Annotated in this window: 12 protein-coding genes and 1 pseudogene; 10 read left to right on the top strand and 3 right to left on the bottom strand. The window is 69.0% G+C overall.

Annotation, left to right across the window (positions count from 1 at the left end):
- Positions 1 to 4: 4 nt before the first annotated feature.
- On the bottom strand, positions 5 to 988 hold the full coding sequence (locus tag HWD99_RS15205; protein ID WP_241797036.1) for an ABC transporter permease: 984 nt from the start codon (positions 986 to 988) through the stop codon (positions 5 to 7).
- A 266-nt stretch (positions 989 to 1,254) separates the two neighbouring features.
- On the opposite strand from HWD99_RS15205, the gene lepA reads away from it, so the two are divergent.
- Genes lepA through hemW form a run of 4 tightly spaced genes read left to right on the top strand, consistent with a single transcriptional unit; the run spans position 1,255 to position 5,529 of the window.
- Positions 1,255 to 3,108 carry a translation elongation factor 4 gene (gene lepA, locus HWD99_RS15200; RefSeq protein ID WP_241797035.1) on the top strand — a complete coding sequence of 618 codons (1,854 nt, stop codon included), beginning with the start codon at positions 1,255 to 1,257 and terminating at the stop codon, positions 3,106 to 3,108.
- A gap of 1 nt (position 3,109) precedes the next feature.
- Positions 3,110 to 3,631, top strand: a complete 522-nt coding sequence (locus HWD99_RS15195) for a DUF1990 family protein (protein ID WP_241797034.1) — start codon at positions 3,110 to 3,112, stop codon at positions 3,629 to 3,631.
- A gap of 10 nt (positions 3,632 to 3,641) precedes the next feature.
- Positions 3,642 to 4,295, top strand: coding sequence for a DUF1990 family protein (locus HWD99_RS15190; RefSeq protein ID WP_241797033.1), 654 nt, complete (start codon positions 3,642 to 3,644; stop codon positions 4,293 to 4,295).
- 16 nt (positions 4,296 to 4,311) lie between these two features.
- Positions 4,312 to 5,529, top strand: a complete 1,218-nt coding sequence (hemW, locus tag HWD99_RS15185) for a radical SAM family heme chaperone HemW (RefSeq protein ID WP_241797032.1) — start codon at positions 4,312 to 4,314, stop codon at positions 5,527 to 5,529.
- 47 nt (positions 5,530 to 5,576) lie between these two features.
- Here the strand turns inward: hemW and HWD99_RS15180 are convergent, their stop codons facing one another.
- Positions 5,577 to 5,873, bottom strand: a complete 297-nt coding sequence (locus tag HWD99_RS15180; protein WP_241797031.1) for a hypothetical protein — start codon at positions 5,871 to 5,873, stop codon at positions 5,577 to 5,579.
- A 34-nt stretch (positions 5,874 to 5,907) separates the two neighbouring features.
- On the opposite strand from HWD99_RS15180, the gene HWD99_RS15175 reads away from it, so the two are divergent.
- The gene (locus HWD99_RS15175) at positions 5,908 to 6,183 is read left to right on the top strand and encodes a hypothetical protein (RefSeq protein ID WP_241797030.1); all 276 of its coding nucleotides are present in this window, start codon (positions 5,908 to 5,910) and stop codon (positions 6,181 to 6,183) included.
- Here HWD99_RS15175 and HWD99_RS15170 read toward each other — a convergent pair.
- A pseudogene (locus HWD99_RS15170) lies at positions 6,169 to 7,029 on the bottom strand (carboxylesterase family protein); the annotation flags it as partial. The gene HWD99_RS15175 and the pseudogene HWD99_RS15170 sit on opposite strands and share 15 nt — an antisense overlap.
- 90 nt (positions 7,030 to 7,119) lie before the next feature.
- On the opposite strand from HWD99_RS15170, the gene hrcA reads away from it, so the two are divergent.
- Genes hrcA through HWD99_RS15145 form a run of 5 tightly spaced genes read left to right on the top strand, consistent with a single transcriptional unit; the run spans position 7,120 to position 11,506 of the window.
- The gene (gene hrcA / locus HWD99_RS15165) at positions 7,120 to 8,151 is read left to right on the top strand and encodes a heat-inducible transcriptional repressor HrcA (RefSeq protein WP_241797029.1); all 1,032 of its coding nucleotides are present in this window, start codon (positions 7,120 to 7,122) and stop codon (positions 8,149 to 8,151) included.
- A 36-nt stretch (positions 8,152 to 8,187) separates the two neighbouring features.
- Positions 8,188 to 9,303: a molecular chaperone DnaJ gene (gene dnaJ / locus HWD99_RS15160; RefSeq protein WP_241797028.1), complete on the top strand. Its 1,116-nt coding sequence runs from the start codon at positions 8,188 to 8,190 to the stop codon at positions 9,301 to 9,303.
- 10 nt (positions 9,304 to 9,313) lie between these two features.
- The gene (locus tag HWD99_RS15155) at positions 9,314 to 10,042 is read left to right on the top strand and encodes a 16S rRNA (uracil(1498)-N(3))-methyltransferase (RefSeq protein WP_241797027.1); all 729 of its coding nucleotides are present in this window, start codon (positions 9,314 to 9,316) and stop codon (positions 10,040 to 10,042) included.
- Positions 10,043 to 10,086: 44 nt separating this feature from the next.
- Positions 10,087 to 10,434: an HIT domain-containing protein gene (locus HWD99_RS15150; protein ID WP_241797026.1), complete on the top strand. Its 348-nt coding sequence runs from the start codon at positions 10,087 to 10,089 to the stop codon at positions 10,432 to 10,434.
- A 46-nt stretch (positions 10,435 to 10,480) separates the two neighbouring features.
- Positions 10,481 to 11,506, top strand: a complete 1,026-nt coding sequence (locus HWD99_RS15145; RefSeq protein WP_241797219.1) for a PhoH family protein — start codon at positions 10,481 to 10,483, stop codon at positions 11,504 to 11,506.
- Positions 11,507 to 11,508 lie beyond the last annotated feature (2 nt).

Genomic DNA, 11,508 nt, shown 5'->3' with positions numbered 1-11,508 from the left:
CATGTCAGCTCACTCTCACTCGCGGGTCGAGGGCGACGACGGCGATGTCCGCGAGGATCGCGCCGATTGCGGTCAGGACCGCACCGAAGGCGGCGACCGCCACGACGCCGTGGACGTCGTTCTTCGAGATCGTGTCGATGAAGTACTTGCCCATGCCGTTCCAGCCGAAGATCGACTCGGTCAGGATGGCGCCGGTGAAGACCGTCGGGATCGTGAACGCGAGCTGCGTCGCGACCGGGATGAGCGACGGACGCAGGGCGTGCTTGCGGATCGCCTGCTGCTTCGTGAGGCCCTTGGCACGCGCCGTGCGCACGTAGTCGGCCTTGATGTTGTCGAGCAGGAGGGAGCGCTGCAGCAGGTGGTAGTTCGCGTAGCCCGTGAGGACGAGGGCGATCGTGGGAAGCGTCAGATGCTGGAGCTTGTCGATGATGTAGGGGAAGAAGCCCTCCACACCCTTGCTGCCGGCGCCGGTCACGTAGAAGACGCGCACACCCGCCCACTCGTTGAAGGCGATGGCGAGGAGCACGATTCCGAGCGCCGCGACGACGATGGGGATGTTCATCGTCACGATCGACGTCGCCTGACCGATCCGGTCGCCGAGCTTGTACTGGCGAGAGGCGGTGTAGACGCCGAGCCCGATGCCGAGCACGGCACCCAGGATGGTCGCGCCGATGACCAGCTCGCCCGAGACCCACATGCGGTATGCGATCTGGTCGTTCACCGACTGGCCGACCGGGCTCTGCCCCCAGTCCCAGCGGAAGAGGATGCCGCTGAACCAGGTCCACCACCGCTCGAGGAGCGGAACCGTGTCGCTCAGGTTGAACGGCTCGAGCATCCGCGTGATCTCCTCGGGGGAGAGCGGCGGGCGGCGCCCGACATAGTTGCTCCGGGGGTCGAGGAACGACCACGCCAGGAAGTAGGTCACGTTGGTCGCGACCACGATCATCAGCAGCCAGCCCAGTGCTCGGCGCACGAGATACTTGATCAAGGTGTTGATTCTCTCTCTTTTTCAGACGCGCTCGGGAACAGCCGACGCAACTCTGAGCCGGAGGGAGACGGCCGTGCACCGTCTGCCGATCTGCGCGAATCGACTCGCCGCATGGTGTGTGACGGAGTCTTATCGCTCACGGGATCCGGTGTCACGGATGGCTCCCGGGCAACCTCGGCAGGTTATCACCATCGCGGTCGAATCGGGATATCACCGCTTCCACCGAATCGGGCATTGACCATCACGCCCCGTAGAATCGACGGGACATGTCACCACGCGCCCTCACTCCGCTTCAGCCTGCCGCGACGCCTGCGACGAAGATCCGCAATTTCTGCATCATCGCGCACATCGACCACGGCAAGTCGACCCTCGCCGACCGCATGCTCCAGATCACCGGCGTGGTCTCGGATCGCGACATGCGCGCCCAGTATCTGGACCGCATGGACATCGAGCGCGAGCGCGGTATCACGATCAAGTCCCAGGCGGTCCGCATGCCCTGGGAGCTCGAGGGCGAGACGTTCGCGCTCAACATGATCGACACGCCGGGGCACGTCGACTTCACCTACGAGGTCTCCCGGTCGCTCGCCGCCTGCGAGGGGGCGATCCTGCTCGTCGACGCCGCCCAGGGCATCGAGGCTCAGACGCTCGCGAACCTCTACCTGGCTCTCGAGAACGACCTGCACATCATCCCGGTCCTCAACAAGATCGACCTGCCGGCGGCCGACCCCGAGAAGTACGCCAAGGAACTGGCATCCCTCATCGGCGGCAAGCCGGAGGACGTGCTGCGCGTCTCGGGCAAGACCGGTGTGGGCGTCGAGGCGCTGCTCGACCGCCTGGTGCAGGAGATCCCGGCCCCGGTGGGCGATGCGGATGCCCCCGCCCGAGCCATGATCTTCGACTCGGTCTACGACGCCTACCGCGGGGTGGTCACCTACGTCCGCATGGTCGACGGCAGTCTCTCGCCGCGCGAGCGCATCCAGATGATGTCGACGGGCGCGAACCATGACGCGCTCGAGGTCGGCGTGTCGAGCCCCGAGCCGATCCCCACGAAGGGACTCGGCGTCGGAGAGGTCGGCTATCTCATCACCGGTGTGAAGGACGTGCGTCTGTCGAAGGTCGGTGACACGATCACGGCGGCGCGCAAGCCCGCGTCAGAGGCCCTCGCGGGCTACACCGACCCCAAGCCGATGGTGTTCTCCGGCATCTATCCGATCGACGGCAGCGACTACGCGGAGCTGCGTGAGGCGCTCGACAAGCTCAAGCTCTCCGACGCGTCGCTCCAGTACGAGCCCGAGACCTCGGTCGCGCTCGGATTCGGATTCCGCTGCGGCTTCCTCGGACTCCTGCACCTCGAGATCATCACCGAGCGCCTCGAGCGCGAGTTCGGCCTCGACCTCATCACCACCGCGCCCAGCGTGATCTACGAGGTCCTCACCAGCGACACCGGCGAGACCGTGACCGTGACCAACCCGAGCGAGTACCCCGACGGGCGCATCGGCTCGGTGGCGGAGCCCATGGTGAAGACGGCGATCCTGCTGCCCAAGGACTACGTGGGTACGGTCATGGAGCTCTGCCAGTCCCGACGCGGCTCGCTGCTCGGGATGGAGTACTTCTCGGAGGAGCGCGTCGAGCTGCGGTACATGATGCCGCTCGGTGAGATCGTGTTCGACTTCTTCGATCAGCTCAAGTCGAAGACGCAGGGCTATGCCTCGCTCGACTACGAGCCCGCCGGCCAGCAGGAGGCGGATCTCGTGAAGGTCGACATCCTGCTGCAGGGCGAGAAGGTCGACGCATTCAGCTCGATCGTCCACCGCGACAAGGCATACGCGTACGGCACGATGATGGCCGAGCGTCTGCGCAAGCTCATCCCGCGCCAGCAGTTCGAGGTGCCGATCCAGGCGGCCATCGGCGCGCGCATCATCGCCCGCGAGACCATCCGCGCGATCCGCAAGGACGTTCTGGCCAAGTGCTACGGCGGTGACATCACCCGCAAGCGCAAGCTCCTCGAGAAGCAGAAGGAGGGCAAGAAGCGCATGAAGATGGTCGGTCGCGTCGAGGTCCCCCAGGAGGCGTTCATCGCCGCGCTCTCGGGCGACGTCGAAGGCAAGGACAAGAAGTAGCGTGACGCTGCCGCGGTACGAGCGCGGCCTGACACGGCATCCGCTCGGAGACCTCCCGAAGGGGATGCGCGGCGCCGAGCGCTCGGTGGCGGTGCCGGAATACGCGCAGACAGCCGTCGGCGCGCTCATCACCTCGTGGGAGTTCAAGAGGCGCGCCGGTTTCGAGACGCCAGGGGGCGAGCCCGTCGCCGGGCAGGAGGGGCGCCTCGGCACGACCGTGCTCGGGATGCACTTCGCGGAGCCGATCCGCGTGGTGTGGGCCGACGAGCACGGATTCGGCTACGAGACTCGCCCGGGGCACCCGATCTACGGAGAGGAATCGTTCGTTCTCGAAGACGGCCGGTTCACCGCGCGATCGATCTCGCGCCCCTCGACCCTGCGATGGCGGCTGCTGACGCCGGTTCTCCGCGCCATGCAGCGCGGGGTGTTCCGTCGGTACATCTCGAGCGTCGAGTCGGAGATCGACCGGTGCAGGCAGGTTCGGGAACCCGGGGTGAGTGATCGTCCAGGTAATGCCAAGTAGGCTGGCTCTCATGCGGCGCGGGACTTTCCGAGACGACACGGTGGACTATGCGGCCGTGGGTGCGACCCACGCCCCCGATCTGATGCAGTATCCGCCGGAGCGCAGCATCCCGGCGGAGAACTCCTGGCGCATCGGCAGCGGACTCGAGCGGTTCCAGACCGCGGGCGAATCTCTTCTGACCTGGACGGCGCAGCGCGCCTCGGGACTCAGCGTCGACGATGTGCGCCCGGCACCCGGACCGGCCTACGCCGGTGTGAGCTTCGACGCGGAGGGCACCCCGATCGCCCCGAGCAAGAACGACGTCGAGCAGCGTTTCGACGCCGAGGGGACCCCATTCGCGGGCCCCGGGATGACTCTGCGCCTGCACGGCCGGGTGGCCGGCATGAGAGCCGACGCGGAACTGCGCGTCATCTCCGTGACCGAGGAGAAGCGCCGCATCGGATTCGTGCTCGGCACCGTCGGCGGTTCGGTCGTACGGGGCGAAGAGTCGTTCGACATCGACTGGCGCGAGGACAACGACGAGGTGTGGTTCACGGTGCGCGCCTTCGACGCGCCGAACTCGCTGCTGTATCGCACCGTGCCCGCTCTCGTGAAGCGCCGTCGCCGCGAGCTGTTCGCCCGCTACCTGCGCGCGATCTCGCCGCTGTACGCGACGCCGCTCTGATGAACTCAGCCCTCTGATGGCCGGTCCTCTGCCGCTCGGCGACCCGGCCCCGGCCGACGGTCGTCTTCCCGCCGATCTTCCGCTGGATCCCGAGGTGCCGTTCTCGGCCTACCTGCACATCCCCTTCTGCCGCGTGCGCTGCGGCTACTGCGACTTCAACACCTACACGTCCGGTGAGCTGCGCGGTGCGAAGCAGGAGGACTACGCCTCGACCCTCCTCACCGAGATCGACCTCGCCAGAGAGGTGCTCGCCGACGCCGGAGCGCTGCGACCGATGGACACCGTGTTCTTCGGCGGAGGCACCCCCACGCTGCTGCCGGCCGGCGATCTCGCCCGCATGCTCGGGGCCGCGACCGACGCGTTCGGCCTGGCCGAGGGCGCCGAGGTCACGGTCGAGGCGAATCCCGACACGGTCACTCCCGATGTCGCGCGCATCCTCGCCGATGCGGGGGTCACGCGGCTCTCGATAGGCATGCAGTCGGCGGTTCCCCATGTGCTCGCCGCGCTGGATCGCACGCATCGGCCCGAGAACGTCGACACCGCCGTCGCTGCCGCGAAGGATGCGGGCCTCGCGGTCAGCGTCGACCTCATCTACGGGGCACCCGGCGAGTCGCTCGCCGACTGGGAGGCCTCGCTCGACGCGGCGCTCGCCCTCGAGTCGGACCACATCTCGGCGTACGCGCTGATCATCGAAGACGGCACGAAGCTCGCCAGGCAGATTTGCCGCGGCGAGGTGCCTACTCCCGACGACGATCTCCAGGCCGACATGTACGAGCTCGCCGACGCCCGCCTCGCGGCGGCCGGTTTCGACTGGTACGAGGTGAGCAACTGGTCGCGCTCCGAGCAGCAGCGCTCGCGCCACAATCTCGCCTACTGGCGGGGGAGCGACTGGTGGGGGTTCGGACCCGGCGCCCACAGCCATGTCGCAGGACTCCGCTGGTGGAACGTCAAGCACCCCGCGGCCTATGCGCAGCGCCTCGCGGCGGGGGAGTCGCCCGCCGCGGGGACCGAACGCCCCGATGACGAGTCGCGGATGCTCGAGCGCATCCTGCTGCTCAGCCGCATTCGCGAGGGGATCGCCGTGGACGACCTCCGGGCCGACAAGCGCTCCCGTGTCGCCGGGCTGATCGCCGACGGCCTCGTCGATCCCGTCGCGGCGGTGCGCGGTCGGGTGCAGCTCACGCTTCGCGGGCGCCTCCTCGCCGACGCCGTCGTGCGCGAGCTCACGGACTGACCGTCTCGCCCCCAGCGTCGGGTGAGAGCAGGTGTCGGGCTGAGCGTCTACGCCCGCGGGGTGAGCAGGTCCAGCGCCTCGGTGCGCCGCTGGGCGACGGTCGAGGTCCGGGTGTCGAAGAGACGCGTGAGCCGCCCCGGCCCGAAGACGGGCCATCCGGGGTCGCCGGTCGTGATGAACGAGATCCAGGCGGCGTGCATCTCGTCGGCGAGGGCCTGCGGCGCGTCGGCGCCCGCGAGACGCTGAGCCTCCGGATCGCGCAGCCGGTCGAACACGAAGCCCAGCTCGAGCGCGTGCGCCGCGCGCAGGTCGCGGACCGGGCTCTCCCAAGCGAACTCGTACACGTAGGTGGGTGCGGTGCGCGCTCGGGCGACGCGGGTGAGCGGCGCGCGCTCGGGCGACGCGGGTGAGCGGCGCGCGCAGCAGGAGGTCGGTGGCGAGCTGGCCGAAGATCTCACCGGTGGAGGCGCCGGGGAAGGCAGCTCGGTAGGCCGTGACGGCTCGTCGCGGAATCCGCAGCGCCAGGCGCGCGAGCAGCAGCTTCAGTCCGCTGATCGCCGCCAGATCCGCAGGCGGGAACCACAGGCGGTATTCGTCGGTGTTGCTCCCGATGAGAAGGGGGACGTCGGTGTCGGCGATGATCTCGTGCGGTGAGCGGGGGAGGGACTCGGGGTCGACCGCGAACTGGAATCCCGCTGCCCCGCCGAGCGGTGACGAGCCGGCGGCCTGACGACGCCGCGCGTGCAGCAGCCTCTCGGGCGACAGCTGCGCGAACCCGGCCCGGTCGGCCGGGACGCCGAGCAGCTTCGCCAGGCGATTCGTGACCCGACCCGCCTTCGCGACGCTCTGCGCCTCGAGGGGTCCGGACTCGATGATCGCGCGAGCGATCAGTGCGCGTGACGACGTGTTCGCGAGCAGACCGGCGACGATCGCCCCGCCCGCCGATTCGCCCATGACCGTGATCCGGCCGGGGTCGCCGCCGAACGCGGCGATCTCGCGATGCACCCACTCGAGGCCCGCCGCAGCATCCTGGAGCCCGAGGTTCCTGGGGGCGTCCTTCAGCACGGAGAAGCCCTCGGATCCGAGGCGGTAGTTGATCGAGGTGAAGACGATCCCCGCACGCGCGAAGGCGGCGCCGTCGTACAGGGGGATGGCCGCGGTGCCGCGCTCGAGGGCGCCCCCGTGGATCCAGAGGACGACCGGAGCGCCGTCGGCATCGTGCGGAGCCCAGACGTTGACGGTGAGGATGTCGTCGCCGGGGATCTCGACCGAGCCCAGGAGATCTCCGATCGCGCCGGGATACGGATGCTGCGGCGCGGTCGGCCCGAACGCCGTGGCGTCGCGCACGCCGTCCCACGCGGCGGCGGTGCGCGGTGCGCGGAAGCGGTTCGCTCCGAAGGGGGCGGCGGCGTACGGGATGCCGAGGTAGCGGTCGACTCCGTCGAGCGCCTCGCCGCGCACGGTTCCGGTGGACACGGTGGCCTGCGGCGCGACACTCATGGTGCTCATCGTAGGGGGATCAGCACGGTGCGCCCCTCGACGGGTAGAATTGGCACTCGTAGCCGGTGAGTGCCAGAGGGAGGAGATGCGATGGTCAGCGAACGAGGCCTCCAGGTCCTCCGCGCGATCGTGCAGGACTACGTCGAGACGCATGAGCCCGTGGGCAGCCGATCCATCGTCGATCGCTATTCGTTCGGCGTGTCGGCCGCGACCATCCGCAACGACATGGCGCTGCTCGAAGACGAGGAGCTGATCGCGGCCCCGCACACGTCGTCCGGCCGCGTGCCCACCGACAAGGGCTATCGGGTCTTCGTCGATCACCTCGCCCAGCTGCGCCCGCTCTCGGGAGCGCAGCGCACGGCCATCGAGTCGTTCCTCACGGATCCCGCCGACCTCGACGACCTCATGGTCCGCACGGTCAGGGTCCTCACGCAGCTCACCGGTCAGGTCGCGCTCGCGCAGTACCCCTCGTTCGCCCGCGCGAACCTCACCCACATCGAGCTCGTCGCGCTCGCGCCGACGCGCCTGCTCATCGTCCTCGTCACCGACGCCGGCGGCGTGTCACAGCGCATGGCCCCGTTGCCGGCTGTGGTCGACGAGACCGACATGGCGGTGCTCCGCGCACGCCTGTCGGCTCTGATCACCGGGCGTGCCGTGAGCGATGCAGCCGACCGCCTGCAGTCCCTCCTCGCGGCCGACGAGCATGCGAACGATCAGGTGCTCCGCGCGCTCGCGACGATCATCATCGACGAGCTCGGTCAGTTCCGGCAGGAGCGGCTCGTGATGGCCGGTGCCGCCACGCTCGCCCGGCGCGAGCAGGACTTCCGCGGCAGCATCCATCCGCTGCTCGAGGCGATCGAGGAGCAGGTGACCCTGCTGCGGCTGATGAGCGAGATGGAGACCGACTCGCACGGACTCGCGGCGAGCATCGGCACCGAGAACGCCTCGTTCGGACTGGGTGAGGCCTCGATCGTCGCGAGCAACTACGCCGCCCCCAGCGGCACAGCTCGAGTCGGCGTGATGGGGCCGACCCGCATGGACTATCCGAGCAACCTCGCGGCGGCGCGGGCTGTGGCCCGCTACCTGTCGCGGATGCTCGACGAAGACGAGGCCGCTCGCTGACGCGGGCGACCTGACACGACACGCAGAAGGGCCATTGTGGCGGATCACTACGAGGTACTCGGCGTCTCCCGCGACGCTTCCACCGACGAGATCAAGAAGGCATACCGACGACTCGCACGGCAGCTCCACCCGGACGTGAATCCGGGTGAGGATGCGGCCGAGCGATTCAAGCTCGTCACCCACGCCTATGACGTGCTGAGCGACGACGAGTCGCGTCGCCGGTACGACATGGGAGGAGGCGACGGCGCTGCCGGCAACTTCGGCGGATTCGGCGGGTTCGGCGACATCTTCGAGACGTTCTTCGGAGCAGGGCAGGGCGGAGGGCGTGGAGCACGTCCGCGCTCGCGGCGTGAGCGCGGTCAGGATGCGCTCGTGCGGGTCACCCTCGATCTCGGCGATGTCGTCTTCGGCGCACACCGCGACATCGAGGTCGACACCGCCGTGCTGTGCGAGACCTGCAACGGCTCGTGCTGTCAGGAGGGCACCTCGCCGGTGACCTGCGACATCTGCGGCGGATCGGGCCACGTGCAGCGTCAGGTGCGCAGCCTGCTCGGCAACGTCGTGACCTCGCAGCCGTGCGGCACGTGCGAGGGATACGGCACGACGATCCCGTATCCGTGTGGCACGTGCGGTGGCCAGGGCCGAGTGCGTTCGCGTCGCACGGTGTCGCTCGACATCCCCGCCGGTGTCGAGACGGGCCTGCGCCTGCAGCTTCCCGGCTCCGGCGAGGTCGGCAAGGCCGGTGGCCCCAACGGCGACCTGTACGTCGAGGTCACCGTCAACCCCCATCCGGCGTTCAGCCGCGACGGCGACGACCTGCTGGCGACGCTCGAGGTCGCGATGACCGACGCGATCCTCGGCACCGAGACGACGATCCAGGGGCTCGACGGCGAGGTCGATCTCGAGATCCGTCCCGGCGTGCAGTCGGGTGACGTCCTCACGATCAAGGGGCGTGGGATCACGCCGCTGCGCGGCAGCCAGCGCGGCGACCTCCGCGTCGGAGTGCAGGTGCTGACCCCCACCAAGATCGACTCCGCACAGCGCCGGCTCATCGAGGACTTCGCCAAGAAGACCAAGGCGCCCGAGCCCCAGCTGGCGCAGTTCCAGCAGGGACTGTTCTCGAAGTTCCGCGATCGCTTCCGCTCGCACTGATCGGCATCCCATGGCACTGCACTTCCTCGTCGAGTCCGCGTCGGACACCGCCATCGGCGACGTCGTCACGCTGACCGGGTCCGAGGCCAAGCATGCGGCGGTGGTCCGTCGCCTGCGGGTCGGCGAGGCGGTCACCGTCGGAGACGGCGCCGGGGTCTGGCTCACCGGCGTCGCCGAAGAGGTGACGCCCGCGCGCGTCGACGTGCGCGTCTCCGAACGGGCCGTCGCTCCCGCGCCGACCCCGCGGATCGTGCTGGTGCAGGCCCTCGCGAAGGGCGACCGCGACGAGCTCGCGGTGCAGGCGGCCTGTGAGCTCGGTGTCGACGAGGTGGTTCCGTGGCAGGCGAGTCGCAGCGTCTCGCGCTGGGAGGGTGCGAAGGCCGTCAAGGGCCGGGAGCGCTGGGCGAGCATCGTCCGCGAGGCGGCCAAGCAGGCGCATCGCGCGTGGGTGCCAGAGGTGGCGGCACCCGTGACGACGAAGCAGCTCGCGGCACGCGCCGCGCAGCAGCGTGTCCTGCTGCTCGATCCCACCGCATCCACGCGGATCTCGCAGCTGGAGTCCGACGGTCGGGATGTCGTGCTGGTCGTCGGGCCCGAGGGCGGGATCTCCGATGAGGAGATCGCGCGGCTGGTGGAAGCGGGCGCCGAGCGCGTGCTGCTCGGTGACACCGTGCTGCGCACGTCGACGGCGGGTCCCGCCGCCATCGCGGTGCTGTCTGTGGCTCTCGGGCGCTGGTGACGCGGCTCGAGCCTTCCGAGCCGCCCGATCGGTAGACTGAGACCATGGCAGAGCCCTCGATCTTCACGCGCATACTCAGTGGCGACATCCCGGGTGAGATCCTCCTGGACACCGGTCGGGTCTTCGCCATCCGCGACATCGATCCGCAGGCGCCGCTGCACGCGCTGGTGATCCCGAAGACCGAGCAGTACCGCGACGTCACGGAACTCGCGGCGGGAGACCCCGGTCTGCTCGCCGAGATGGTGTCGGCAGCCAAGCAGCTCGCCGATGACCACGCGAACGGCGAGTACCGCCTCATCTTCAACAACGGCGCGAGCGCCGCGCAGTCCGTGTTCCACGTGCACGCCCATGTGCTCGGCAATATCGAGGAGAACAAGCTCGTTGGCTTCTGACGATCAAGACATCATCACCGAACGCGTCTACGCCGACGGCGTCGCGATGGTGCAGCTGCTGGGTCCGCAGGACCGTCTGCTCCGGATGCTCGAGAAGGAGCACCGCGAGGTGCAGGTGCTCGTGCGCGGCAACGAGATCACGCTGACCGGCGCCGCCGACGCGGTGGAGAAGGCCAAGAGCCTCGTCGACGAACTGCTCACCATGACGAAGGCCGGTCACGACCTGGCCCCCAGCGACGTCACCAGCTCGGCGCGCCTGCTGCGCACCGACGGTGGACCGCGCCCGAGCGAGGTGCTCGGCGAGGCGATCCTGTCGACGCGCGGCAAGGTCATCCGACCGAAGACGCTCGGTCAGAAGGAGTACGTCGACGCGATCGAGGAGAACACGATCGTGTTCGGAATCGGTCCTGCGGGCACCGGCAAGACGTACCTCGCGATGGCGAAGGCCGTGCAGGCGCTGCAGCGCAAGGAGGTCACGCGGATCATCCTCACGCGTCCCGCCGTGGAGGCGGGGGAGCGGCTCGGGTTCCTGCCCGGCACGCTCACCGACAAGATCGACCCGTACCTGCGCCCGCTCTACGACGCGCTCAACGAGATGATGGATCCGGAGATCGTGCCTCGCCTCATGGCGACGGGGACCATCGAGGTCGCGCCGTTGGCCTACATGCGCGGCCGCACGCTCAACGACTCGTTCGTGGTGCTCGACGAGGCGCAGAACACGACCCCCGAGCAGATGAAGATGTTCCTGACCCGCCTGGGCTTCGGATCGAAGATGGTCGTCACAGGCGACATCACCCAGGTGGACCTGCCGCAGGGCTCGTCCGGACTCCGTCTCGTGACACGGGTGCTCGACGGCATCGACGACATCCACTTCGCTCGTCTCACCAGCGACGACGTGGTGCGGCACTCGCTCGTCGGACGCATCGTCGACGCATACAGCGAGTACGACGAACGCCGCACCGCGCAGCGCTTCGAGCGCGAGCAGGCGGCGGAGTTCGCCAACCGCGCCGAGCGCCGGGGAGCACAGCGACCGGGCCCCAGGGACCGCATGCCGAAACGAGGCCTCTCCTGATG

It is taken from the genome of Microbacterium sp. C5A9 (assembly GCF_022627955.1).
In the GTDB taxonomy this organism is placed as follows: Bacteria; Actinomycetota; Actinomycetes; order Actinomycetales; family Microbacteriaceae; genus Microbacterium.
Note: the sequence above shows the minus strand (reverse complement) of the source record. Positions and strands in the feature narration are given on the sequence as shown.